Source organism: Actinomadura barringtoniae (assembly GCF_017573505.1).
GTDB lineage: Bacteria > Actinomycetota > Actinomycetes > Streptosporangiales > Streptosporangiaceae > Spirillospora > Spirillospora barringtoniae.
In genome coordinates this window covers 161864-186528 of the sequence record NZ_JAGEOJ010000019.1, presented here as the reverse complement: position 1 = coordinate 186528, position 24665 = coordinate 161864, and the positions used below count along the sequence as shown (strand labels likewise).

Here is a 24665-nt window from a genome sequence, read left to right as displayed (position 1 = left end):
GCACACTCCAGAGGTCGAGGTCGCGGGCAACGCGAGGCAGGTGACCATCGCGGTCCGTCAGGATCAGGCGGCCCGGCTGGCCGGCTGGCCGGCAGCACAACCAAGGTGTGATCGGGCTGCTGACGGCGGCCTCGCACTCGACCGCCATGCAGCGGTACGTGTGGGACCAGCGCGGCCCGACCGCGATCGGCGTCCCGCAGCCAGGGGATCCGTTGATCGCCGGCAACTTCATGGTGCTCGTCGAGCAGCCCGGGCAACCCGAGGTCAAGCGCATCGAGGACGGGTACGGGCTGATCGCATCCCAGCAGGTGGTGGCAGAACTGCTAACGGCACTGGAGTCCGGAAAGAGCTACCGCTGGCGCGCGCGGGACGTCGAGGTCGAGGTGTCGATGGCCGCGACCGACTACGCCTCGCCACTGGGTACGGTCCATTTCGACGAGCCGCCGCGCCACTACCGCCCCGCCGGTCAGCCCCGGCGTGACCTGCGCAACGTCGAGGCATCGAAGATCGTCCTGCTGACCGAGCCGGAGGTGATCGGAGACGAGATCCCAAGGGACGGGTTCGCGGCGTTCTGCGACACGGTGATGACGACCGTCGACACCGAACTGGCCGGCGCCGCCCGCGCGGGCGGGGAACTAGTGGTCCGTGTCGAACTCGCTCCCGAGCGACCGCTTTACGTTCAGGCCGCGGTCAACGGCGGCCTCGCGGGTGAAGTCGTGCGGCCTCTGGTGGACCGGCTGAACGGGCTGGCCGCCCCGCCGGTCCGAGACCACGTGATCGCCTTCGAAATGCACTTCACCCTCCGCCGGCGATAGAAGAGCCGATGAAAGGCCGGCTCAGGCGCTCTTGGACAGCGGCAGACGGCGGAAGCGCCGGAAGCCGGCGATCGTCTTGCTCACACGGTAGGTGGCCGGGTCTCGCAGAACATCTCTTGCAGCTCAGCCTCGGTCATCAACAACTGCGCGAGGGTCGCGGTGTAGTGCTCCAACGCTGCAGTGACGGCCAGGCACATCTGGCCACGGCCGGGCCTGGTGCGACTGCGCCTGTGTTGCCCAGGCGTTCGCCGCCGACGATACCCAGATCCTTGTCATGGGGGTCGCGTTCATCGCCCGCGAGACCCGCGGTGACCGTCCAGGCCCGCCCTCACGCGAGGCCAGGTGGGTCACCGTTGGTAATGGTTGCGGCCGGCGGGTGAGAAGCCGGGGAGAGCGTCCCTGCCGAATAGGCGTCGGCGACCCTCGCAAGCGGGTGCAGACCAGATGTGGACATACGAATAGGTCCCATCTATAGATAAGACGCACCATTTCGGGTTGCACTCGCTTAGTTGCCAAATGCGGCATATCTTCAGAGATCATTTAGTTAGAGTGGGGCCTGGGGGCCGTGTTGTGGCGGCCACCGGTGGGGAGTTGAGGCGATCGTGGCCGAGTTCGCTGCGCGTAGGAGGGGCAATCTGCCTCTCGGGTTGACCGCTCTTGTCGGTCGGCAGGCCGAGATGACCGAGCTCAGGCGGCTGTGTCGACCGGGCTCCATGGTGACGGTGACCGGTGTCGGCGGTGTCGGCAAGACCAGGGTGGCGCTGGAGGCTGCACGGGAGTCCCGGGAGGACTTCCCCGACGGCGTCTGGGTGGTGGATCTGTCCGCCCTGCGGGACGCTGAGCTGGTGGGCCATGCGATCGCCCGCACGCTGCGGGTCGTCGACCAGACCGCACGACCGCAGCTCGACGTCCTGGCCGATCATTTGGCCGGCAGGCGGCTCCTGCTGGTCCTGGACACGTGCGAGCATCTCAGGGAGGCCTCCGCGGGCGTGGCCGAGGTACTGCTCGCCGCCGCCCCGGGGCTGTGCGTCCTCGCCACCAGCCGGCAGGCCCTCGGCCTCGGTGCCGAGCACGTGCTCCCGCTCGCACCGCTGGCCATGACCGACCCCGAGGTGATGCCCGTCGACACCTCCGTGCGGCCTCCGGCCTTCGCTCTGTTCGAGCAGCGCGCCGCGACCGTCATGGGCGGACTGGATCTCACCCCGCGGAACTGGCGCACCGTGGCACGCCTGTGCCGGCGCCTGGAGGGACTCCCGCTGGCGCTGGAGCTCGCCGCCGGACAGTTGCGGCATCTTTCCCTGGACGATCTGTTTGATCGGCTGGACGACCGGTTCCAGGTACTGGTCGACGAAGACCTGGCGACCAGCCCCGCGGATGCTTCCCGCCACGACGCGCTCCGTACGACGGTCGGCTGGAGCCACGAGCTCTGCACGCAGGAGGAACGGCTCCTGTGGGCCCGGCTGTCGGTGTTCGCCGGAGACTTCGACCAGAAGACGGCCGAACACATCTGCTGTGACGACGTGCTGCCCTCGGACCGCGTGCCCGCGACACTGGTGAGCCTGACCGACAAGTCGATCCTGACACGCGTCGACAACGGATCGGGCGTCCGTTACCGGTTGCTGGACACCCTGCGCCAGTACGGCGCGGAATGGCTCCGCGAGTTGGGCGAGCAAGACGACCTGCGGCGCCGGCACCGGGACTGGTTCGTGCGGCTGGTCGAAGAGCACGAGCGGGCGTGGTTCGGCGCCGGGCAGGCGGAGATCTTCCAGCGCATGCGCGGCGTGCACGCCGACCTGAGCGCCGCGCTCGAATACAGCCTCACCGCACCCGGTGAAGTGCGGGCCGGCCTGCACATGGCCGCCACGATGTACTTCTACTGGCTGGGCTGCGGCTTCCTCAACGAGGGGCGCTGCTGGCTGGACCGAGCGCTGGCCCTCGACTCCGCGCCGACTCGGGAACGGGCCGCGGCCCTCTGGGTCAACGGATACATCGCCATCAAGCAGGGCGACACCGGCAGGGCCGCCGCACTGCTGGAGGCGAGCCAGGCCCAGGCGCAGCGGACCGGCGACCGGGTGGCGCTGGCGAACGCGATTCACCGGCTGGGCTGTGTCTCCCTGGTGACCGACGACCACGCACGAGCGGCCGTGCTGTTCAAGGACGCGCTCGCCCGTTACGACGCCCTCGGTGAGCTGAACACCACCGTCATCATGGCCCGGGTCGAGTTCGCCATGACGAACGCGTTCCAGGGTGACCTGCCCTACGCCGTCGAGTTGTGCGAGGGCGTGCGCGCCATCTGCGAGGAGCACGGTGAGGGGTGGGTCAAGGCCTACGCGCTCTACGTTCTGGCCTTCGCGGCCTGGACCAGGGGCCAGGCCGAGGAGGCGATCACGCTCGCGCGGGAGAGCCTCACGCTCAGCCGTACCTTCCACGATCTCGTGTGCGCGGTCCTCGCCGTCGAGTTGCTCGCCCTCTTCCAGGCTTCGGGCGGCCGCCCCGAGGACGCGTCGACGCTGCAGGGGGCGGCCAAGGGGGTCTGGCGGACCGTCGGGCTCCCGCTCTTCGGTTCCGCGTTCTTCAACGCCCCGCACGAGCAGGGAGAGGCGCTCGCCCGCCAGTCGCTGGGCGAGGCGGCTTACGAGCGGTACTTCGAGGACGGCACGCATCTTGATCTCGATCAGGCGGTCGCCTTCGCGATGGGCGAGAGCGGCGGACGCCTGCCGTTCCCGGACGGATCCCGTCACCATCGTTGACACCGGTGGTCCGAGCGTCCCACATCCGTCCGAACTGTGAGGAAGCACTGTGAGCGAGTCCCGCGAGCACGCCATCGTCATCGGCGGCAGCATGGCCGGACTGCTGGCGGCCAGGGTCCTGAGCGACCATTTCGACCGGGTCACCCTGGTCGAGCGGGACAGGTTCCCCGACACGGTCGCCTCCCGTCCGGGCCTCGGCCAGGCGCGGCACCTGCACGTGTTCTGGAGCCGGGGCCTGGAGATCGCCGAGCAGCTGTTCCCGGGGCTTGAGGAGGAACTGCGCGTCGCGGGCGTACCGGAGGTCCGGATCCCCGCCGATCTGCTGTGGATGACCCCGGCGGGGTGGCGCCGCCGGTTCGACTCCACCCGCTTGATGACCTTCAGCCGCGACCTGCTCGACTGGACCGTGCGCTCCAGGCTGGCCAAGCTCGGGGATCTCCAGGTGCTCGATGGTCATGAGGCGGTCGACCTCGTCGCCGAGAACGGCACCGTCACCGGGCTCACGATCCGCGAGCGCGGAACCACCGAGCCGGGTGAGACGCTGACGGCCGATCTGATCATCGACGCCACCGGGCGCAGTTCGAAGACTCCCGAGTGGCTGGAGAAGCTCGGTTACCCCGCCGCACGCCGGACCTTGATCGATCCCCTGCTGGGGTACGCGAGCCGCACCTATGCGATCCCTGCGGGGTTCGACCCCGGATGGAAGGCGCTGTATCTCCAGGCCAGGGCACCGGGCACGCGCACCGGAGCGTTGTTCCCCCAGGAGGGCGGACGCTGGATCGTCAGCCTGTTCGGGGTCGGGCGAGACTTCCCACCGACCGATGAGGAAGGTTTCCTGGAGTTCGCCAAGAGCCTGCGCAGCCCAGTGCTCTACGAGGCGATCCGGGAGGCCGAGCCGCTCACGCCCATCCTCAGCTATCGACGCACCTCCAACGTCCGGCATCACTACGAGCGGATGTCGCGCTGGCCGAAGCGCCTCATGGCCATGGGCGACTCGCTGTGCGCCTTCAACCCGCTCTACGGCCAGGGGATGAGCGTCGCGGCCAAGTCCGCGCTGACGCTGGACGATTGCCTGCGCGGCGACGGGGACCTCGACGGGCTGGCACGGCGCTTCCACCGGCGCGTGGTCAAGAACGCTGCGGGCCCTTGGCTCGTGGCCACCGGCGAGGACCTCCGCTACGCCACCACAGAGGGCGCGTCGGCCGGATTGCAGACCCGGATCCTCAACCGATACGTCGACCGGGTCCAGGCTCTCGCCAACATCGACCAGCGTGTATGCGATCGGCTCATCAGCGTGCTGTCGCTCCACGCGCAGCCCCAGTCCCTGTTCATGCCGGACGTGCTCTGGCGCGCCGCCACCATGCGCGCACGGCAGCCCATCGGCCCCGACGAGCTCTCTCCTTGAGCGGGCCGCCGGCCGGTATTGAAGCGATGTCGTACGTGCTGAAGGGGGTGGGAGATGACCATTGAACGACCCGGTTCAGGGTCGACGGTGCGCCGCATCCTCCTCGGGGCACAGCTGCGCCGCCTGCGCGAGGCGGCCGGGCTGACGCGCCGGCAGGCCGGCTTCAGCATCCGGTCGTCGGAGTCGAAGATCAGCCGACTGGAGTTGGGGCGCGTCAGCTTCAAGGAACGCGACGTGGCAGATCTGCTCACCCTCTACGCCGTGACCGACGAGGGCCAGCGGGCGCTGCTGCTGACGTGGGCGCGCGAGGCCAACACGCCGGGCTGGTGGCATGGCTACAACGATGTGCTGCCCGGCTGGTTCCAGAACTACCTGGGCCTCGAGGAATCGGCGTCGCTCATCCGGACGTATGAGATCCAGTTCATCCCCGGGCTCCTGCAGACCCCCGAGTACGCCCGCGCGATCATCGCGCTCGGGAATCCCGGCGCTTCCCCCGCCGAGCTGGACCACCGGGTCGACCTGCGGCTACAGCGCCAGGAACGGCTCACCGGTCCCCGCCGCCCACGGCTGTGGGCCGTCATCGATGAGGCCGCGCTGCGCCGCCCGATCGGCGGTCCCGAGGTGATGAGCGGCCAGATCGAGCACCTCGTCGCCCAGTGCGGCCGACCCGGCACCACGATCCAGTTGATGTCGTTCCGCTCCGGAGCCCACCGTGCGGAGGCCGGCGCGTTCAGCATCCTGCGCTTCCCCGAGCACGACGTGCCCGACGTGGTCTACCTGGAGAACCTCACCGGTGCGCTGTATCTGGACAGGTCCGATGAGGTCGACCACTACCTCGAGGTGATGGAACAACTGTGCGTGCAGGGCACGCCCCCGGGGTCCACCCCTGACGCCCTCCAGGAGATCCTTCGCGAGGACTACGGTCCGAAGCCGGTCGCGGGCACCGGCCCGCACACCAGAACGGCCCGGACCCAAGTGCGCCGACTCCTGTCCACGACCCGGACCAAGGGGGACTTCCACGCCGTCGTGCCGACGCCCTACGGAACCCGGATTCTGGTCGGCGACGTCCTCGGGGCGACCGAGTCGGCCGAAGAGACGGCGGCCGGAGTGGTCGACGTGTTCCGGCAGCTGGCGGTCAACGAACGGCCCCTGTCGGGAGTGGCCGAACGGATGAACGCGGCACTCGGCCCGAAGATGAAGACCGAAGAGTTCGTCACCGCCGTCCTCATCACCCTGCACCCGGAGGACGGGCGCGCCGAGATGGTGTGCTGCGGGAATCCCCCACCCCTTTTGCTGCGCGAGAACCGGGCGCTTCCCATCGAGTCCTTGCCGACCTACCCGCCGCTGAGCCTGCTCGACCTCACCAATCACTGGTGCGAGACGACCACTGTCCCCGTCCGTCCCGACGATCGGTTGTTGCTGTGCACCCACGGCGCGAGCGAGGCCGGTCAAAAGCACGGTTATCCGCTCGCGGAACGGATCTCTTCCTTGCAGACGGACGAGCCTGCGGTGCTACTGGACGGCATTCAGAGCGATCTGCTCCAGCACTCCGGCGACGAGATCCCTCTCCAAACAACGTTCCTGCTGGCGCGCTTCGATCGCCCCCCTGCACATACCGCCATCGGCCGGGCCCAACCCACCGCCCCCGAATGATCCAGTGCCGTAGAAGGCACAGCCCATCGTCCACGCAGACGGCCGCGAGGGACTGCCTGAAACTCTGTGGGCGGCGCGGTGATCGCTGTCAGTTCAGGGTGATGCGGTCGCCGTAGTGCGGCGACAGTGCGTTCAAGGCCAGGCCAGAGTCCCAATGGAAGTCGGCCTGGTGGATTGCGTCGTCCACATCCTGGAGGCGCAGGCTGGAGACCAGGTGTGACGCCTGCTCACTGCGGTCGAGAGCGTGGAAACCCATGGCCAGTGAGCCTGCGGTGCGCAGGGTGAACGGGTGGTCTGGGCCGAGGGTGCGATCGCAGCGGGACATGGTGTCTTCGGCAAGGGCTCGTGCGGCCCCGTCCGGCGAGAGCCAAGACCCCCGCTTCTGTCCTGTCTCCGCAGCACAGGCGATGCCATCCGCGCCCACCCGCGCCCGCCCGGCGCCCAGGGGTCAGGCCCCAGGAACGCGTTCCTGGGGCCTGAGGGCTGTGTGGAAGTGCGGCTCAGCGGGACGGGGCTCCTGTGGTGTGGGGCGACGGCCGGGCTTGGGCGTGGACTCGCGGGTTGGCGGCCGCGGACAGCACCTTCGTGTCGAAGGCCATGTTGACCACCATGTTGGCGAATCCCCGGGACATGAAGGTGAGGACCTTCTTGTCGTTGTTCGCGAGGTTGTCGCACCAGCGGAACGGGTTGTCGACGCATCCGCCGTCGGTACTCGGGATCTTTCCTTCGAAGTTGCCGGTGACGCCGCCGAACAGGTCGACGTCCGATTGGAGCTTGCAGCAGTCCTGCCCCGTGAGCACGCCGCTCGCGGGAACGCCGGCCTGGTTGAACTGCTCGGCGTCCGTGCCCACCGGAGAGAACAGGATGTGGTTCTTCCCGATGGAGCTGAAGTACTGGATGCCCAGGTCCCTGGCGACCTTCGAGGGCTCGTACACCTGCGGCGGGAACTGCGTCGAGACGGTGCGGGTGAACAGGTCGACGCCCGCCGGGTCGAGCACGCCGACCACGTAGTTCGGGGTCGCCGTCACGTCCGCGTCCAGGTCATAGCCGATCTTGGCCAGGTCGGCGGGGGCGAGGTTGTTGACGTAGAACGCCGAGCCGAGCTCGCCCAGCTCCTCGCCACCGAACCAGATGAACCGCAGCTTGTTGCGGGGCTTGACCTTGCGCATCAGCTGGGCGATGTTCAGGATCGTCGCGGAGCCGGACGCGTTGTCGAGCATTCCGGCGCCGTAGATCGCGTCGAGGTGGGCGTCGACGACCACGGTGTGGTTCGGGTCGCCGCCCTTGGAGTCGGCGATGACGTTGTAGTCGTCGGCGTTGGGGTTGACCTTCGCCTTGATCTCAAGGCTCATGACCGGCGGTGCCGTGCCGTTCTGGACGGCCTGGTCGTACTGGGTGAGCAGGTCGCTGCCGGTCGCGAACGAGGTGAAGGCGACGGGGATGGTCGGGACGATCCGGTTGCCCGCGGCGTCGATGAGGCTGCCGTTGATGAGATCGGTGCGTCCGGGGTTGCCCTCGTTGAAGACGATCACTCCGGTGGCGCCGGCCGCCTGCGCGTTCTGGACCTTGACGCCGTAGTTGCAGCCGCCGCGCTGGACGAGCGCGACCCGGCCCGCGGTGAAGCCGGTGAAGTCGGCCGCCGCGCAGCCGCTGGTCGAGCTGGGCGACGAGGTCGGCGGGATGACGATGCCGCCCGCGGGCTGGAGGGCCGCCGAAGCGGCACCGGTGCTCTGGCCCGGGTTCCAGTCGGTGGCCACGGTGTAGTCGTGCGGCGTCGGCGAGGCCTCGCGGAAGGTCGGTAGCGCCGTGAAGGCGAAGTAGAAGAACTTGTAATTCTGGATCTTGACGTCGTATCCGGCCTGGCGCATCAGCTTGGCGACGTAGTCGACCGACGCCTTATAGCCGGGCTCGCCGGAATTGCGAGAGGGGTGACCGTCCGCGCCCGGGTGCGCATCGGCGATCGCCTGGAACGCCCGCATATGGCGCCACAGGTCCTCGGTCTGGATGCACTCGATCAATTTGCGCGGCGTGTCGTTGACGCGATTTGCGCACCCGGCAGAACTCGGCCCCTGGCCCGCGCCCGCGGGCGCAGGGGCCGCCCCGGCGGGGGCGGTGATGACCATCGTGACGAGAGCGGCACCCGCCGCCAAGACCGTGAACGGGCGCAGCATCCAGCGATGATGTGACATGCGAAACTCCCCTCGCATACCAATGGCATTCGACCGGAGGCCGAACGAGGGTCACTGTTTCACACCGCCCATCACATGAAAACTATTCGCAGATCAACTGTCCGTCTCCGGTCAAAGTAAGGTCACCCTTATCTGTGGATCTTCATGAATTTCTCATTTGGCGAGGTTTATCGTGCGCCCCTTTAATTTACGCGCGAGAGGTGCGAGAGGCCTTCAACGGAGATCGCCGATTACGGCGGGGGCTGCGACCGTGGACACGAATCCGCGGAGAATGGCGGCCGCTGCCGGGGAGGGCACGTCGTCTGCGGCCCGCCGGGCCCGGTCATGCGCAGCCGGTATGCCTGGGCGGCGGCCAGGGGCCGCGGAGCGGCGGTCGGCGTGCAGGTCGGGCTCAAGGTCAGCGCGGGCTCTCCCAGCAGGTCGGGTCGCCTCGCCCAATGTCGCGTCCCCAGCGGCACGGATAACTCACAGTTCTTCCGTCAAGGCGGGAGGGGCTTCACAGATCTCTCCCGGTCCGGCCAGTTGTCGCCGCCTTCGAGATTGCCTGGGGGCGGACGATCTCTTACGCGGATTGCAAGTTCTTGGACTAGGCCAGACCATCCGCGAGAACGCGGACAAGGCCGTCACAGGTCCGTTGGTCGTGCGACCGCACGGAAAGGGCGCGAACGCTTCGCGGTTGGCTCAGACGATGCGGATCAGGCCTGTTTGGTAGGCGAGGACGACGGCCTGGACTCGGTCGCGGAGCCCGAGTTTGGGGAGGATGCGGCTGACGTGGGTTTTGACGGTGGCTTCGGATAGGCCTAGTTCGTGGGCGATCTCGGCGTTGGAGCGTCCGCGCGCCATCGCTACGAGGACCTCACGTTCTCGGTCGGTGAGGCGGCCCAGGCGGGCGTTCTCGGTCTGGGCCGCCAGGCTCTGGGGGGTGCCGGCGCCGACGAAGGTTTCGATCAGCCGCCGGGTGACGCGCGGCGCCACGACGCCGTCGCCGGACGCGACGGTGCGGATGCCCGCGATGAGGTCGGCGGGCTGGGCGTTCTTGAGCAGGAAGCCGGCCGCGCCGGCGCGCAGGGCGGCGAAGGCGTACTCGTCCAGGTCGAACGTCGTGAGGATGAGGACGCGTGTCGTGGCGTGGCTTCGGACGATCTGCTCGGTGGCCTCGATGCCGTCGGTGCCCGGCATTCGTACGTCCATCAGCACGACGTCGGGTTCCAGGTCCGCGACCTGCCGGACGGCCTCGGCTCCGTCGCCTGCTTCGCCGATGACGTCCAGGTCGGGCTGGGTGTTCAGGACCAGGCGGAACCCCAGGCGAAGGAGTGGCTCGTCGTCGACGAGCAGGACACTGATCACGGTGCGCTCCGGAGTTCGGCGGGTTTCAACGTCGTGTGCACCCGCCACCCGCCGGAGGGGCGGGGCCCGGCCTCGAGGCGGCCGCCGTACACCGCCACCCGTTCGCGCATCCCTGTGAGGCCGTGGCCGTGGGGTCGTTCCGGCGGTGACGCCGTTCCGTCGTCGACGATCTCGATGTCGACGGTCTCGGGGTCGTAGGCGATCCGGACGCGGGCCGCGGTGCCGGGCGCGGTGTGCTTGCGCGTGTTGGTGAGCGCTTCCTGTACGACGCGGTAGATGGTCAGTTCGGCGCCGGAGGGCATGGCGGGGGCCTTGCCTTCGACGATGATCTCGACCGGGAGCCCGGCGGCGCGGACCTCGGCGATCAGGCCGTCGAGTTGCTGGAGCGCCGGTTGGGGACGGCGTGCGGGAAGGTCGTCCGCACCGGAACGCAGTACCTCGAGAACGCGCTGCATTTCCGCGATGGCCTGGCGCCCGACGGTCGATGCCTTGTCGATCGCGTCCGCGGCCTGGTCGGGAGCGGTGGGAAGTGCGTATGCGGCGCCGTCGGCGAGGGCGATCATGACCGACAGACTGTGCGTCACGATGTCGTGGACGTCTCTGGCGATCCGGGCACGTTCCTCGGCGGCGATGATCTGGGCCTGCTGGTCGCGTTCACGTTCGGCCCGGGCCGCGCGGTCCTCCAGTGACGCGGTGTAGGCCTTGCGGGTCCGCTGGTTCAGGCCGAGTACCGCCGCGGCGGTGGTCAGTCCGGACAGCAGGACGAACGCCTTGAAGGTCTCGTGATTCGGAGCCCATCGGATCGCTGCCAGGGTCACGCCGAGCTCTGCCACCGTGAAGGCCAGGGCCAGCTTCCGTAGCGTGGTGTGGGCGGCCACGGCGTGAAGGGCGATGAGGACTGCTACGTCTCCGGTGGGTACGAGGACCCCGTTCTGCCACTGGGTGAAGGCGAGCGCGGCCACGACCGCAAAGGTCGTGAGCGGGGCGACTCGTCGCCAGGCCAGCGGGAGTACCAGGCCCGCCTGAAGGACCCAGCCCAGTGCGACCGGCCGAGCGGGTTCATGGATCTCGCGTGGTATCGCCGCCGCGAACAGCACCGCTGCCAGGAGGGCGTCGACCACCAGAGGGTGGCGTTCGGCGACGCGATGCGGCCATGAGCCGCGAAGCAGCGAAAGCGCCTCGCGGTTCCTGACCAGGCTCAAGCCGCTCATCTCATCCGCTCATCCGCTCATCCGCTCATCCGCTTCAAGCGTCCCTGCGATGCAGTAGGTAGGCCGCCGCTGCCATCGCGGCCGCCGTGTACAGGCAGAACAGCCCGAATCCGGTCCAGGGGCTCAGCGAGCCGGGGTCGGGCATGTTGGTGAGGAGGTCTCCGCCCGCGTTGGAGGGCAGGTACGGGGTGATGTGCTTTCCCCATGAAGTCAGGTTGAGGACTTCGCCGAGGAGCGGGAGTACCAGCAGGATCCCGAACAATGCGGCGATCGCGCCCGCGGTGCTGCGGATGATGACCCCCAGCGCGGTGCCGAGTAGCCCCACGACGGTGAGGTAGAGGCCGACGCCGAGCACGATCCGCAGTGCCTGTGGGGAGGACAGCGACGCCTGGATGTGGTGCGTGGAAATGATCGCCTCACCGCAGAAGAAGGCCACGAACGCCATGACCTCCATCAGCACCAGAACGACGACCGAGAACACGGCGGCCTTGGCCCACAGCACCGGCAGCCTGGTCGGCACGGCCGCGAGGGTCGCCCGGATCATGCCGGTGGAGTACTCCCCCGTGATGATCATTACGCCGAGGACACCGATGGCCAGCTGGGCGATCACGTACGGCTGCAAGGGCACGGTCACCGCCCGGATGGCGGCGTTGGGAATCGGGTCCTTCGGGTCGTTGGCGTGGCCGGCGAACCCCCAGCTGAACAACATGCCCAGCCCGGCGGTCGCCACGATCGCGGTGAACAGCGTCCAAAACGTGGAGCGCAGCGTCCACAACTTGATCCATTCCGAACGCAGGACCCGCGGCAACGAGACTCCGTCGACGCGCACCGGCTCGGTCGTCACGGCGGTCATGCCGCAGCCCCTTCGGTCAGACGCCCGGCACGGAATTCGACGGCGTCACTGGTGAGCGCCATGAAGGCCTCCTCGAGCGAGGTGCGTTGAGGCGCCAGTTCGAACAAGACGAGCGCATGGTCCGCGGCGATCTGGCCGATCTCGTCGCTGGTCAGCCCGATGACCTCCAGCGTGCTCTCCTCACCACTGGCCACTGTCACGCCCGGTCCGCTCAGCAGCTCGCGCAGCTTTGCGGCCTGAGGCGAACGGACCTTCACACTGCCCGTGGAGGCTCGTTCGATGAACTCCTTCACCGAGGTGTCGGCGATCAGCCGACCTCGCCCGATCACGATGAGGTGCTCGGCGGTCAGCGCCATCTCGCTCATGAGGTGCGACGAGACCAGGATCGTGCGGCCCTCGGACGCCAGCTCCTTCAGCAGGGTGCGAATCCAGAGGATCCCCTCCGGGTCCAGGCCGTTGACCGGCTCGTCCAGGATGAGCGTCTTGGGGTCTCCGAGCATCGCCGAGGCGATGCCGAGCCGCTGCCCCATGCCGAGCGAGAAACCGCCCGCCCGGCGCCGTGCGACCTCCCGCAGCCCGACCAGGTCGATGACCTCCTCGACCCGGCTGCGCGGGATGCCGGTCGTGGCAGCCAGGGCCAGCAGGTGGTTGGTGGCGGTACGCCCGGTGTGAATGGCCTTGGCCTCCAAGAGCGCGCCCACCTCGCGCAGCGGTGCGCGATGCTCGGCGTAGGGTCGCCCGTTGACGGTCACCGTTCCGGCCGTGGGCCGATCCAGCCCGAGAATCATGCGCATGGTCGTGGACTTTCCCGCCCCGTTGGGGCCGAGGAATCCGGTGACGACACCTGGCTTCACAGTGAACGTTAGATCGTCCACCGCCAGCTTTGTTCCATACCGTTTAGTCAGGCCTCTGGCTTCGATCACGTGAATATCCCGCCGTTTCACTCGGCATCTCGCTCGGCGTTGAAACGCTACGGTCAGCAGGGTCCTGGAGTCTTCGCCCCGAGGTCGGAGACTCCCGTGAGCCATGCTGAACAACCAGATGTAGGCAGGTACATATCAAGAACTACGCCGTAGGCCTAAGAGCAGGATCATCACACTCGGCCGGCCAACTCGTGCAAGCTTAGCCCGGTATCTACACGCGTGTAGTTTTTGATGGCATCCACGCTTGCCCGGCAACGGCGTGCGCGGTCCGCGCCGACGGAAGACCGAGCAGGCCCCGCGGTGATGCGAACGCGCTTCTTCGACAGTCTTGTAGAAATACGCGAGATCCACAGCTCCAGACTGCTAGCGTCTCGTCACGTTAAGTAGTCATCCTCGAGCTGGGGAGCGCAGGTGTCCACGGAGACCTCTGGAGTGCCGGCAGACCTCGGCGTCCGTTACGTGATGCGGAAACTTCCGCAGGTGACGGCGCTGTTCTGGGTGATCAAGATCGTCGCGGTGACGCTCGGCGAAACGGCCGGCGACCTGTTCGGCATCACGCTCGCCATCGGCTACATCGGCACCGAAGTGATCTTCCTCGGCTACTTTCTGGTGGTCCTGGTCCTCCAGCTCAAGGCCCCCCGGTTCCGGCCCGCCCTCTACTGGGCGGTCGTGCTCGGCACCAGCATGGTCGGCACCGAGATGTCGGACTTCCTCGACCGCGGCCCCGGCCACGGCAGCGCGGCCAACGGCGTCGGCTACGGCTGGGGCGCCCTCATCCTCACCGGCCTGCTCGCCGTCGTCTTCCTGGTCTGGTGGCGCACCGGCCAAAGCTACGACGTGGAGAACGTCTCCAGCCGCACCGGCGAAATCCTCTACTGGATCGCCATCCTGGTCTCCAACACCCTCGGCACCGCCAGCGGCGACTGGCTCTCCGACGACACCGGCCTCGGCTTCCGCAACGCCTTCCTGATCATCGCGGCGGTCATGGTCCTCATCCTGGCCGCCCACTACCTGACCGGCATCAACACCACGCTCCTGTTCTGGGTGGCGTTCGTCCTCACCCGTCCGCTCGGCGCGGCCGGAGGCGACTCGCTCATCAAACCGGTCGACGAGGGCGGCCTCGGCTGGGGCACCCTGCGGGGGTCCGCCGCTCTGCTGGCCGTACTCCTCACGCTCGTCGCCTACCAGGCCTGGCACGTACGCCGGCACCCGCTCCCGCCGCTCCCTTACCCGATCGATCGCCGTACCGGCCGAGCGCTGACCCCGAACGGCGCGGTCGTGCTCGCTCCGGCAGGACATCAGGAAACCGCCAGGCCCACCGCCGGCTCGACGCCCGACAGATAGCACTGTTGCGGCCCAGCTTGACGACCGGCGGGGCGAGGTGTTCAGCGGGTCGGCGCCTGTTCCTGCGCGAACTCGACCTGGCCGTGCAGTTCTTGGGCGGCTTCACCGACCTGCTGGGTGGCCGTGAACGTGGGCACGGCGATCGTCAGCAGCGCGAGAAAGATCGCACTGCGCCGCACCCGGCGGGGCCGCATCAGTGCCATCACCCGGCGAGGGACCGGGCCGGGACGTGGATCGCGGCGTAGCCGGGGCCTTCGCGTCCCGCCGATGATGCTCATGCCTCCGGCACCCTCAGCGAGGCGCCCGGAGGGCCCGGCCAGGGAGGCTTTCCCGATGGCACGTGCCAGGTGTGTGCGATCACCGATGGTGCGTGCTGCGAACTCGTCCGCCCAGCGTTCGGTGCTGAAGACCACCGCGTCTCTCAACGGCCACAGAAGAGGGTTGGCTGCCACGGCCACCGCGGTCACGCCGCGGAACAGGTGGTGCCTGGCGGAGAGATGCGACCGCTCGTGGGCGAGAAGTGCGCCCTGTTCGATCGGCGTGAGGAGTTCGAGCATTCCCGTAGAGACGACCACCCGGCCCGGGCGCCCTGGAAGTGCGTAGGCGTCGACCTGGTCGTCTTCGACGATCGCGACGACATCGCGTCCCGGCAGGTTCCGTGCGGCACGCGCGCTGGAGCGCAGACCCCGGACCTGGACGAGAGCAGCACGCGTCGCCATCGCCAGGGACACGACCAGGAGCACGCCGGCGACGGTGGCCATCGGGACGTTCGTCTCCGGAGACCTCGGAAGCTCCCCTGGCGCCATGTCCGCCAGCGCGGCGATCCACGAGATGTGCAGGAGACCGCCCGAGGTGAGGAGAACCAGACAGCAGACCGTGGCCAGGCCCATGATCGCCGCACCGGCCGTGAGCAGCCATGTCGCGGCGCGCGGTGGCAGTCGCCAGGCCAGCGGCCGGGCTGCCAGTGCCGCGCTGACGGGAGCGACCAGGGGCACGTACTGGTCAAGATCCATGCGTTCCCCCCGGCGCCGGGCGCATGGCGCTCACGGATCTTGGAGAAGATCGCGCAGGATGCGTTCGTCCTGCTCGGACAGCGAGCTGACGAACCGAGCCAGGACGGCACGGCTGTCGGGCTCGGAGTCCATCACCCTGTGCATCTGCAGGGCGGCCAGGCCCGGTTGATCGCTCACCGGCGAGTAGACGAACGCGCGCCCGGCCTTCTTGCGTTTGAGCAGGCCCTTCGCGTACATGCGCGACAGGATCGTCACCACGGTGCTGTAGGACAGGTCGCCGCTCAGCCGTGTCTGGACGTCTCCCGCCGCCAGCGGCTCGGCCGCCTGCTGGAGGGCCTGCATGACCTCGCCCTCAAGGGCGCCTGAGGCACGACGCTCGCTCGGCTCGGTCATATCCTTCGTCCCTCCGGCGAGTCGTCGCCCCTGAGCCGCTAGTGATCTTCGGGCCGCAGAGAGCCTGACACCTGCTTCAGCCAGTAGAAGGATAGTCGGCGCCATCAATATGATCATGAGGCGGGCGCTGGTACGCGCGGTGTCGGGGTCGTGTCAGTGGCCTTGTCGCGCTCGGCGTCCGGTCTTCGCGGCGACAGAAGTACGACTCCCGCCGCGATGGCCACGTACATGACGCGGAGCATCCCGGCGAGCTGCGGCGGGAACGGGTTGCCGGCGGGCGGAAAGACCTGCGGGAGATAGAGCATGATCAAGCCCAGACAGGTCAGGCGCGGCCACTGGCTCCGGCCGCACATCAGGTCGTAGGCCAGCGCACCGAGCAGGACGCCTGAGGTGTAGTAGCCGTAGGTTTTGGGATCCAGCAGGATCCGAGCGCCGGTCGCCAGGAGGATGACGGCCGGCCACCGTCCTCTGAAAACTGCGAGCGTTCCCAGAACCCCGCCGAGCAGCAGTTGAACGGGCCGGTCCCAGGGCGGTGTCGCTGGATCGGTGAAACCCATCGCTCTCAGGCCCGAGAACGCGGACGTTCGGATCGTGAAACGTGCCGCCGCCATCGTGTTCGGGTCGGCGAGCAGGAACGGCAGCCAGGCCGCAAGGACTCCTGTGACCAGCACGACCGCGGCCTTCCACCACTGACGCCAGGGCAGGGCGAGGAGCATGGGCGCGAAGGCCAGCGCCCAGGGCTTCGAGTCGACGGCCGCCGCCAGGAACACTCCGGTGAGCAAGGGATGCCCACGTACCAACGCGCGCATGGCGGCGACGGCGAAGGCCAGCGCCAGCACGTCGTCCAGGTGGCCGGCGCGGGTGGCCAACTCGGCCCAGACCGGCAGCAGCGTCGCCCCGGCCCACAGCAAGCGGGCCTCGCTGCGGCGCCTCGGCGGAACGAGAGCCCACAGGCCTGCCAGCAGCACAAGGCCGCTGGTGCTCATGAGAGCAATCGCCACCACACGTGCCGTGCCGGCCTGGAACAGCAGCATCGGGGCCGCCACCACGAATGCCAGCGGTCCGATCTGCAACTCGGGATGCCTCGCGTACAGGTGCAGGTTCGTCCCGGGATCGTCGTCGAACAGAACCTGGCTGCCTTGGGTGAACCAGTGCCACGAACCTCCGGCGTGCCAGGCGTGCACCAGCGACCAGGCCATCGCCCAGCTCCACAGCAGACACCACGCCCGTGCCTGGATTCGAGGCTCCCCGAAGGCGGCTGGCATCCCGGCTCCTCCCCCGAGGCTGTGGTCGGAGGAGCCACGCTAGGCAGCGGCAGGTTAGCGCCCCGGACCTGCAAGGTAAGCGTTTGGAAGGCGGCCGCGGGAGCGCCCCGAATGCTCTCCGCGCACGTACGATGAGCGCATGGCCAGGCTGATGGTGGTGGAGGACGACGAGACCATCGGCGCTCTGCTGGAATCGCAGCTCCGCATGCAGGACCACGAGGTCACCTGGGTCCGCGCGGGACGTACGGCGGTCCGGGAAGCGGCGATGACGGAGTTCGACCTGGTCCTGCTCGACCTCGGTCTGCCCGACGTCGACGGGGTCGAGGTGTGCCGCCAGCTGCGGCAGGCGCAGCCGGGCTGCGTGCTGGTCATGCTCACGGCGCGCCAGGAGGAGATGGACGTCGTGGTCGGCCTGGACGCGGGCGCCGACGACTACCTCACCAAGCCGTTCGGGCTGACCGAACTCATCGCGCGCGTACGGGCCCACCTGCGCCGCGGGGTGCCCGCAGCACCTCGCCACACCATCGTGATCGGCGACCTGGTCGTGGACACCGCCGCCCGCCGCAGCACGGTCGCCGGGCAGGAGGTGAAGCTGCGCCCCAAGGAGTTCGACCTGCTCGCCCGCCTCGCCGAAGACCTCGACGCCGCCGTCACCCGCGAACAGCTGATCGACGACGTGTGGGACATCAACTGGTCGGGGTCCACCAAGACCCTGGACGTCCACATCGCCGCGCTACGAAGCCGCCTGGCCGAGGCCGCGGAGCCGTCCGGCGCGGTCATCCCCCAGATCGTGACGTTGCGCGGGCACGGCTACCGGTTGGAAGGCCCTCCCAGCTGACCGAACGATCACAAGGCCGGCACAGAGTTCAAGGCCGGCGCAGAGGTCAAGGCCAGCGCAGAGGTCAAGGCTGGCGCAGAACACTGATCGCTGGTCTGCGCGCCCGGCGGACGGTCAACGCGGAGGCCACGGCGAGCGCCGTGATCGTGGCGGCCAGAGCGAGCATCAGGTAGCTCCACGGAACGGCCGGCACGGACGGTGGCGGGTCGAAGACACCGGTGAGCGCCTTGACCAGCATCGTCGAAAGCGCGACGCCGAGTGCCGCGCCGAAGGCCAGGCCACCCACCGCCAGCACCAGCGATTCGGAGTAGACGAACGCCCGCATCTGCCGCGCGGTCGCACCGAGCGCAGCGGTGATCGCGAAGGCGCGGCGCCGTTCGGCCATGCCGAGGCCGAGGACCAGCCCGCCGGCGGCGACGGCCAGGCCCAGCGCGAAGACCAGTTCCACCCGCGTCAGCCCGGCGAGATCGACCGAGGTGAGGCTCGAGCCGACCTGGGAACGGGCTGCGGTGAGCTCGGTCACGGCGGCCGATGTTCCGACCAGGGAACGGACCGAGTTCGCGACCGCGCCGATGTGGTGCCCGCCGGTGTCGACCAGGTAGGCGCCGACCGCATCACTGCCCGTCTTGGCGGCGACGTACGAGCCGTTGGCGACGAAGAAGCTGTCCTTCGGTGCCGTCGGGAATTCCTTGACGACTCCGACGTAGTGGAACGGCACGGTGGTGAACTGTTTCGTGCGGGCGTCCTGGAGGCGCAGGTTGATCAGGTCGCCGGTGTTCAGCTGGAAGTCCTTGACCGTCTCCGCCGACACCAGGATCGAATCGGGCCGGGTGGCGAGGGTGCGGAGCAGCTGCCGGGCCGTTCCACCTGTGAAGTAGGTGTCTTGCAGGGCCGTGGCGCGGGTGATGGTGTCCGGGCGCACTCCGTACAAGTCTTGAAGGTCGGTGCCGACGTAGGCGAAACGATGCTGGATCGGTTCGACCGACCGGACTCCCTTCACATGGTCGAGCCGGTCGGCGAGGCCGGGGACCGGGGCGGCGCCGGGCGCGGGTACGACCGTCACATCGGCGCCATTGGTCAGCTGGGCGTCCACTTCGGCCTGCTGCCGGTAGGTCGCGTTGAACGTCGCCGTGGAGCAGGCGAACGCGACAGCCAGGCACAGCAGCACGATCGCGCGGACGAGGCCGCCTCGCTGCCGGGACATCCCGGCTGCGACGACGCCCGACAGCCGACCGGCAAGGGGCCTCAAGGCCCGCGCCACACCACGCCGTCCAGGACCGAGGAGCAGGTCCGCCAGCCGCCAGGCCAGCAGCGCTCCCCCGGCCCACAGCAACGCCGGTCCGGCGAAGGCCCAGTACGACACCGACACCGACGGCACGCCCTCCGGCGCGAGCACCAACTGGTAGCCGTTCTTACTCGTCGCAGAGAAGACGACCAGCGCGAGAACGAGCAGGACTCCGTCGAGGCCGTACCGCAGCCAGAACGGACCACGGGCACGCGACGCGGCGCCCGCTGAGGCACCCGCTGAGGCACCGGCTGACGCACCGGCTGAAAGGCGAGGCGTCCCTGTGTGCGCGGCGGCGATGGTGGAGTACCGGAGGTCTCGCCGCGCGGGGAGAAATCCCGTGGCCACGGCGATGGCGAGCCCTGTCACAGCCGCGGCCGTTGCCCAGCCGGCCCCGGCCCCAGAGGACGCGCCGAACTTCGAGGACCCGAACGCCGCCCATCCCACCATCGCGGCGCCCGCCAGGCCGAGGACGACGCCGACCAGGCCGGTCAGGACCGACTCGGCCGTGGCGAGGACCAGGAGCTGGCGTGCCGCCGCGCCCCGCACGCGGAGCAGAGCCTGCTCCCTACGGCGTCGTTCGGCTCCTGAGGCGATGACCGCGGCGGTCAGCAAGGCCGCCAGCACGGCACCGGGGATGCCGAGGAACACGAAGAGCACTTGCGCGTAGGCGGCGTCGCTGCGCGCCGCGTCCAGGGCCGCGCCCAGGTTGTCGCCGACGGTCGCGGCACCTGTGCTGCGTGCCTCGAAGTTGCGCGCGGCGGCCGTCTCGTGGGCGTACGCGGCAGCCGGGTCGGCCGCCAGCCGGTGGCTGCGGGCAGCATGGATCTGCCACCAGACCTGGTCGGGGCGTGACTTGGCGAGCGGATCGAACGCCTGGTGCCATTGGTCCGGAGGGAGCAGGAGGACGTTGTCGGGTGGCGCCGACGGCTGTGAACCCGGCGGTGCCCCGACCTTCTGGAAAAGCGAGTCGGCCTGGGGCAGGTCGACGACGCCGTCGACGCGGATCCGCCAGGAGGGCAGTCCCGCGCGGCCGACCTGAATCGTGTCGCCCGGCTTGGCGTGCAGGTTGGCGGCCGTCTGCTGGGCCAGCATCACGCCGCCGCCGGGGCCGGCGAGCGTCCTCGACTCGGCGGGGAACGCCTGCCGATAGTCGGCGGGCAGGCCGAGCACGACGCCGGGGCCTGTGGTCTGCGTGGTCGGTGCCGAGCCCGGTTGGGCGGCGGTGGCGCTGGTCAGCCCGGTGGTGGCGGCGAACGGCACCGTCAGCGCTCGGAGGGTTCCGGGGGTCGAACCCACGGCGCGCCGTACTGCTTCCGGGTCCGCGCCACCGGGTGCGGCCGGCCCCGCACGACCGGCCGCACCCGGCGCGGCACCGTCGGCGGGCGAGGCCACCTGGACTTGCCAGTCGACTGCCACCCCCGCCACGGCACGTTCGGTCATGGTCGCCTTGGACGCCGCCAGAAAAGAGCCCAGCGAGGCGAGCAGCGCGACCGCCACCGCGATGCCCAGGGCGGCGCCCGCCATCCGCGCGCTCCGGCGGCGTACCAGACCGTTCAGCCAGACCCTGATCATGACGATCCTTCGCTCTCCTGGATCTTCGCCCCGCCGGGATCGACTGCCGCCCCGGGATCGGCTGCAGCCTTGGCATCGCCTGCCGCCTTGGGGTCGCCTGCCGGCCTGGGATCGACTGCCGGCCTGGGATCGACTGCCGATCCGGGATCGACTGCCGGCCTGGGATCGACTGCGCCGCCGCCGATGAGCGCGCCGTCGCGCATGCGCCAGTGCCTCTCCAGGCGTTCCTCCACCAGCGGGTCGTGCGTGGCGACGATGAGCGCGGCGCCGAGTTCGTCGGCGGCTTGGATCAGCGCTGAGATCACCAAGGCGCCGGACAGCTGGTCGAGCTGCCCGGTCGGCTCGTCGGCGAGGATCAGCACCGGCCGCCCCGCCAGCACACGCGCGGCCGCGACCCGCTGCGCCTGCCCGCCCGACAACTCACCCGGAAGCCGGTCCTGCAGTTCACCGATGTCCAGGCGCCGGAGGGCCTCGCGAGCCTGCCGCGCGGCAGCCTCTTCCGACGTCCCTGCCAGCAACAGCGGCAGCGCCACGTTCTCGGTCACGTCCAAAGCGGGCAGCAGGCTGGGGCCCTGGAAGATCAGCCCGACCGTGCCGGGTCGGCTCAGCGGATGGCCTTCCAGCACCGGCCAGCTCACGGTCCCGGCCGTCGGGGTCTCCAGGCCCGCGATCAGATGCAGCAGCGTGGACTTGCCCGACCCGGAGGGGCCCGCGACGGCGATCCGGGCACCCGACTCGACCTCGCAGTTCACCCGGTGAACGGCGACGGTGGCGGTCGGTCCGGCACCGTAGGTGCGGCCGGCGCCCGTGCAGCGCGCGACCGTCCGTGTGTGCGGCCCTTCTGGCGTGTACGGCCCTTCTGGCGGCCCGGCTGGAGCGTGCGGAGCCATCAGATCGCCTTCCCGTCTCTGAGCTTGAGCACCCGGCCGGCCGCCGCGGTCACCGCGGGGCTGTGACTGGCGACCAGGACCGCCCGGCCTCGGCTGCGGCGTTCCTCCAAGAGGGCCAGGATCTGCAGTTCGGTGGCGGTGTCGAGCTCGCCGGTCGGCTCGTCGGCCAGCAGGACGGCCGGGTCGTTGGCCAGGGCCACCGCGAGTCCCGCCCGCGCGGCCTCTCCGCCGGAGAGCCTTCCTGGATAGGCGTGTTCGTGATCGGCCAGGCCCACGGAGGCCAGCAGTTCCTTCACACTGCTGCGCCGCCGCTGCGGCCGACCAGCCAGGCGCCGGCACAGCACGATGTGCTGTGCGAGTGTCAGGTGGGCCAGGAGGTTGCCGGTCTGCATCAGGACGCCGATCCGGCGCGATCTGAGCCGTGCCCGCTCGGGTTCGGGCCGGTGACTGAGCCGCTCGCCCAGTATCCGGACCGTTCCACCGTCTGGATCGTCCAGTCCTGCCAGGCAAGCCAGCAGCGTCGACTTGCCCGAGCCCGACGGGCCTGACACGGCAACGAACTCCCCTGCGCTCAGCGAGAGCGAGACTCCTTGCAGAGCCAGCGTCTCCTCATCACCCGCACGGAAGAATCGATACAGCGACCGAGCTTCGAGCACGGGCTCGCCCTGGCTCAGCCCAGCCTCGCGTCGGCCCGACTCAGCCTCGCGCCGGCTCAGCGCGGGTTCGCCCCGGCTCACTTCAGCCATCGCACCGAGTCGCTCACCGTGCGCCACGGGTCGACGTTGTCCGCTCCGCGCGGTCCGGAGAGCGTGACGATCGCTTCCTGACCGTTCTTCCAGAACGCGTACCGCTCGACCGCGTCCACCACGACCTTGCCGGTGACCGGGTCAGGCGCCGAGTCGGCCTGGTATTGAGTCAACGTGACCGGCCCGGCCTTCCGGGTGACCGAACGTACGCGGCCGCCCGTGAATCCATGCGCCGTGACCCTGATCTTGGCAAGGTCCTGCTGCGCCGACCGGGCCGTCGGAGCCGTCGCCGCCGGGACCACCTGAATGCGGACCGAGTTGAGCTTGTCGGTGAATGTCGTCTCGCCCGCGTTCGAGGTTCGGGCCCACCCCTCCGGGACCCGGACCTCCACCAGCCCGCCCGGCGCGGTGAACGGCACGTAGACCTGGTTGTCAGGAATGTCACCGGCCGGGTTGGACTCGGTGACGCCGGGCGTCGGCGGCTCGGTGTCGTCCGTCGCCGTACCTGATCCGGTGCCGCTGCCGCCCGCCGCGGGAAGGGACGGGCCGCTTCCACCGCCATGGCCGCAGCCAGCCGCGAGGACGAGGAGCGTCCCGGCGACCATCACGGCGATCTTCCCACCGGCTGTTCCCATGACCGTCCTCCTCCGGAGCCGTGTGTTCACTCCTGGGGCTCAAGCTAGGCAAGCCCGGGATAACGCCCCGTTCGACGAAAGTCAGCGCACGGCAAACGCGCCGCTGGCGAAGACCGAAACTCTGGCCGAACGCATTTCGGCGGCCGGAGGCGCCATGGCGGACGGGCAGACTGAGGCATGCGAGACCACGAAGCCAAGCGGAAGGAAGGGCATGCGCACACGGATCACCGCTTTGTGCGTTCTGGCCGCCGCGGTGGCCATCGTCTTGTTCGGGGTCCCGCTGGCGGCCGGGGCGGCCCACTACTACTTCACCGATGAGCAGGGCGAACTGGAAAGAGTCGCAGCGGAGGCGACGATCGCGGTCTCGGCGGACCTGTTGCGCGGCCGTGACACCTCCGAACTCCCCGAATCGGAACCGGAGATGGCGGTGGGGATCTACAACCCCGCCGGAAAGCTGATCAGCGGCAAGGGACCGGCGACGGCCGACGGCCCCGTGCAGGAGGCCCTTCAGGCCCGCGTCATCACCGGGGACTCGCACGGCGATCTGGTCGCGGCCGTCCCCGTGACCGACGAAGAGAAGGTCACCGCCGTCGTCCGTGCGGCGGTCCCGCGCGGCAACGTCTACTCGAAGATCGCCAGCACCTGGGGTCTGATGCTGGCCATCGCGCTCGCGGCACTCGGGATCACCTGGATTCTGGCCCGTCGCCTCGCCGGCCGCCTCGCCACACCGGTCGAGGACCTCGCCGGCGCGACCCGCCGCCTCGGCGACGGCGACTTCACCATCACCACACCGGCCACCGGCATCGGCGAAGTCGACGCGGCCGGCGCCTCCCTGTCGGCGACGGCCCGTCGTCTGGGCGAGGTGCTGGAACGCGAGCGGGCCTTCTCGGCCAATGCCTCTCATCAACTCCGCACCCCGCTCACCGGCCTCAAGCTCATCCTGGACGCGGCCCTGCAGGACGAGGCCTCGCAACGCCCTGCGCTCGAAGCGGCCGCGGCGGCCGCGGACCGTCTGGACACCACCATCACGGACCTGCTGGCCCTTGCCCGCGACCTGCCCCGCTCGGGTGAGCCGCTGAACATCCGGGCGCTGCTCGACGAACTCGAGCGGCATTGGCACGGTGCGCTCGCCGCCCAGACACGCCCGCTCCGTGTCACCACCGCGTCCCTGCCCGAGACCGCCGCGTCCGAGGCAGCCGTCCGGCAGATCCTGGCCGTTCTGATCGACAACGCTCTTCAGCACGGCGTCGGAACGGTCAGCCTGCGCGCGCGAGAGGCCACCGGCGCCCTCGCGATCGACGTGGCCGACCAGGGCGACGTGACCGGGCAGGACACCGATGTCATGTTCCGCCGTACCGGCGGGCCCGACGGCCACGGAATCGGACTGGCCATGGCCCGAGCGCTCGCCGAGGCCGAAGGCGGCCGGCTGACCTTGAGCAGCCAAGCACCCACGACATTCACCCTCCTGCTCCCCCCAACAACGCCTTAGCCACCCGTTCGGCACGCCACCGGCACGCCAGCCCGTTCGGCCCGCC

The 24665-nt window shown here is 69.4% G+C and carries 20 protein-coding genes and 1 pseudogene; 8 read left to right on the top strand and 13 right to left on the bottom strand.

Annotated features, from left to right (window positions below; all coding sequences use genetic code 11):
- The first annotated feature begins 107 nt into the window (after positions 1–107).
- The 5 genes and pseudogenes from J4573_RS39525 (at position 108) to J4573_RS54590 (ending at position 6623) form a co-directional block, all read left to right on the top strand.
- Positions 108–815, top strand: a complete 708-nt coding sequence (locus J4573_RS39525) for a hypothetical protein (RefSeq protein WP_208261256.1) — start codon at positions 108–110, stop codon at positions 813–815.
- Between the two features lie 677 nt (positions 816–1492).
- The gene (locus tag J4573_RS39520; protein ID WP_208261255.1) at positions 1493–3565 is read left to right on the top strand and encodes an ATP-binding protein; all 2073 of its coding nucleotides are present in this window, start codon (positions 1493–1495) and stop codon (positions 3563–3565) included.
- Positions 3566–3614: 49 nt separating this feature from the next.
- On the top strand, positions 3615–4970 hold the full coding sequence (locus J4573_RS39515) for an FAD-dependent oxidoreductase (protein ID WP_208261254.1): 1356 nt from the start codon (positions 3615–3617) through the stop codon (positions 4968–4970).
- 54 nt (positions 4971–5024) lie between these two features.
- Positions 5025–5885: pseudogene (locus J4573_RS54595) on the top strand (Sco1979 family transcriptional regulator); the annotation flags it as partial.
- A gap of 60 nt (positions 5886–5945) precedes the next feature.
- The gene (locus tag J4573_RS54590) at positions 5946–6623 is read left to right on the top strand and encodes a PP2C family protein-serine/threonine phosphatase (RefSeq protein ID WP_307797276.1); all 678 of its coding nucleotides are present in this window, start codon (positions 5946–5948) and stop codon (positions 6621–6623) included.
- Between the two features lie 88 nt (positions 6624–6711).
- On the opposite strand, the gene J4573_RS39505 is transcribed toward J4573_RS54590, so the two are convergent.
- The 6 genes from J4573_RS39505 to J4573_RS39480 all read right to left on the bottom strand — a co-directional run bounded on the left by J4573_RS39505 (position 6712) and on the right by J4573_RS39480 (position 13098).
- Complete coding sequence (locus tag J4573_RS39505) at positions 6712–6948, bottom strand: hypothetical protein (protein ID WP_208261252.1); 237 nt, start codon at positions 6946–6948, stop codon at positions 6712–6714.
- 175 nt (positions 6949–7123) lie between these two features.
- Complete coding sequence (locus tag J4573_RS39500; protein ID WP_208261251.1) at positions 7124–8812, bottom strand: M28 family metallopeptidase; 1689 nt, start codon at positions 8810–8812, stop codon at positions 7124–7126.
- Between the two features lie 681 nt (positions 8813–9493).
- Positions 9494–10159: a response regulator gene (locus tag J4573_RS39495; RefSeq protein ID WP_208261250.1), complete on the bottom strand. Its 666-nt coding sequence runs from the start codon at positions 10157–10159 to the stop codon at positions 9494–9496.
- On the bottom strand, positions 10156–11370 hold the full coding sequence (locus J4573_RS39490; protein WP_243774291.1) for a sensor histidine kinase: 1215 nt from the start codon (positions 11368–11370) through the stop codon (positions 10156–10158). The genes J4573_RS39495 and J4573_RS39490 overlap by 4 nt, the downstream gene beginning before the upstream one ends.
- 34 nt (positions 11371–11404) lie before the next feature.
- A complete protein-coding gene (locus tag J4573_RS39485) occupies positions 11405–12223 on the bottom strand; it encodes an ABC transporter permease subunit (RefSeq protein ID WP_208261249.1) in 819 nt (272 codons plus the stop codon).
- Positions 12220–13098: an ATP-binding cassette domain-containing protein gene (locus J4573_RS39480; protein WP_307797269.1), complete on the bottom strand. Its 879-nt coding sequence runs from the start codon at positions 13096–13098 to the stop codon at positions 12220–12222. Before J4573_RS39480 ends, J4573_RS39485 begins: the two co-directional genes overlap by 4 nt.
- A 459-nt stretch (positions 13099–13557) precedes the next feature.
- Here J4573_RS39480 and J4573_RS39475 point away from each other — a divergent pair, with 459 nt between their 5' ends.
- Positions 13558–14490, top strand: a complete 933-nt coding sequence (locus J4573_RS39475; protein ID WP_208261247.1) for a COG4705 family protein — start codon at positions 13558–13560, stop codon at positions 14488–14490.
- Between the two features lie 41 nt (positions 14491–14531).
- Here J4573_RS39475 and J4573_RS39470 read toward each other — a convergent pair whose 3' ends face one another.
- The 3 genes from J4573_RS39470 to J4573_RS39460 all read right to left on the bottom strand — a co-directional run bounded on the left by J4573_RS39470 (position 14532) and on the right by J4573_RS39460 (position 17161).
- Entirely contained in the window at positions 14532–15503 is a 972-nt protein-coding gene (locus J4573_RS39470) for a M56 family metallopeptidase (protein WP_208261246.1), read from the bottom strand.
- A 30-nt stretch (positions 15504–15533) separates the two neighbouring features.
- A complete protein-coding gene (locus tag J4573_RS39465) occupies positions 15534–15896 on the bottom strand; it encodes a BlaI/MecI/CopY family transcriptional regulator (protein WP_208261245.1) in 363 nt (120 codons plus the stop codon).
- A gap of 113 nt (positions 15897–16009) precedes the next feature.
- Complete coding sequence (locus J4573_RS39460) at positions 16010–17161, bottom strand: putative hexosyltransferase (protein ID WP_208261244.1); 1152 nt, start codon at positions 17159–17161, stop codon at positions 16010–16012.
- Positions 17162–17300: 139 nt separating this feature from the next.
- Between J4573_RS39460 and J4573_RS39455 the strand changes: the two genes are divergently transcribed.
- Entirely contained in the window at positions 17301–17999 is a 699-nt protein-coding gene (locus J4573_RS39455) for a response regulator transcription factor (protein ID WP_208261243.1), read from the top strand.
- A 64-nt stretch (positions 18000–18063) separates the two neighbouring features.
- Here the strand turns inward: J4573_RS39455 and J4573_RS39450 are convergent, their stop codons facing one another.
- The 4 genes from J4573_RS39450 to J4573_RS39435 form a co-directional block, all read right to left on the bottom strand.
- The gene (locus J4573_RS39450) at positions 18064–20859 is read right to left on the bottom strand and encodes an ABC transporter permease (protein ID WP_208261242.1); all 2796 of its coding nucleotides are present in this window, start codon (positions 20857–20859) and stop codon (positions 18064–18066) included.
- A complete protein-coding gene (locus tag J4573_RS39445; protein WP_208261241.1) occupies positions 20856–21611 on the bottom strand; it encodes an ABC transporter ATP-binding protein in 756 nt (251 codons plus the stop codon). The genes J4573_RS39450 and J4573_RS39445 overlap by 4 nt, the downstream gene beginning before the upstream one ends.
- A 137-nt stretch (positions 21612–21748) precedes the next feature.
- Positions 21749–22495 (bottom strand): ABC transporter ATP-binding protein, encoded by a 747-nt coding sequence (locus J4573_RS39440; protein WP_243774323.1) that lies wholly within the window; start codon positions 22493–22495, stop codon positions 21749–21751.
- A complete protein-coding gene (locus tag J4573_RS39435) occupies positions 22483–23130 on the bottom strand; it encodes a hypothetical protein (protein WP_208261239.1) in 648 nt (215 codons plus the stop codon). Before J4573_RS39435 ends, J4573_RS39440 begins: the two co-directional genes overlap by 13 nt.
- Here J4573_RS39435 and J4573_RS39430 point away from each other — a divergent pair.
- A complete protein-coding gene (locus J4573_RS39430) occupies positions 23129–24619 on the top strand; it encodes a sensor histidine kinase (RefSeq protein WP_208261238.1) in 1491 nt (496 codons plus the stop codon). The genes J4573_RS39435 and J4573_RS39430 overlap by 2 nt on opposite strands.
- The last annotated feature ends 46 nt before the right edge of the window (positions 24620–24665 follow it).

Excerpts from the sequence above, each read along its gene's own strand:
- J4573_RS39520 (WP_208261255.1), top strand. The coding sequence starts at position 1,493 with ATGACCGAGCTCAGGCGGCTGTGTCGACCGGGCTCCATGGTGACGGTG.
- J4573_RS39505 (WP_208261252.1), bottom strand. The coding sequence starts at position 6,948 with ATGTCCCGCTGCGATCGCACCCTCGGCCCAGACCACCCGTTCACCCTG.
- J4573_RS39500 (WP_208261251.1), bottom strand. The coding sequence starts at position 8,812 with ATGTCACATCATCGCTGGATGCTGCGCCCGTTCACGGTCTTGGCGGCG.
- J4573_RS39490 (WP_243774291.1), bottom strand. The coding sequence starts at position 11,370 with ATGAGCGGCTTGAGCCTGGTCAGGAACCGCGAGGCGCTTTCGCTGCTT.
- J4573_RS39485 (WP_208261249.1), bottom strand. The coding sequence starts at position 12,223 with ATGACCGCCGTGACGACCGAGCCGGTGCGCGTCGACGGAGTCTCGTTG.
- J4573_RS39470 (WP_208261246.1), bottom strand. The coding sequence starts at position 15,503 with ATGGATCTTGACCAGTACGTGCCCCTGGTCGCTCCCGTCAGCGCGGCA.
- J4573_RS39465 (WP_208261245.1), bottom strand. The coding sequence starts at position 15,896 with ATGACCGAGCCGAGCGAGCGTCGTGCCTCAGGCGCCCTTGAGGGCGAG.
- J4573_RS39460 (WP_208261244.1), bottom strand. The coding sequence starts at position 17,161 with ATGCCAGCCGCCTTCGGGGAGCCTCGAATCCAGGCACGGGCGTGGTGT.
- J4573_RS39455 (WP_208261243.1), top strand. The coding sequence starts at position 17,301 with ATGGCCAGGCTGATGGTGGTGGAGGACGACGAGACCATCGGCGCTCTG.
- J4573_RS39450 (WP_208261242.1), bottom strand. The coding sequence starts at position 20,859 with ATGATCAGGGTCTGGCTGAACGGTCTGGTACGCCGCCGGAGCGCGCGG.
- J4573_RS39440 (WP_243774323.1), bottom strand. The coding sequence starts at position 22,495 with ATGGCTGAAGTGAGCCGGGGCGAACCCGCGCTGAGCCGGCGCGAGGCT.
- J4573_RS39430 (WP_208261238.1), top strand. The coding sequence starts at position 23,129 with ATGACCGTCCTCCTCCGGAGCCGTGTGTTCACTCCTGGGGCTCAAGCT.
- J4573_RS39435 (WP_208261239.1), bottom strand. The coding sequence starts at position 23,130 with ATGGGAACAGCCGGTGGGAAGATCGCCGTGATGGTCGCCGGGACGCTC.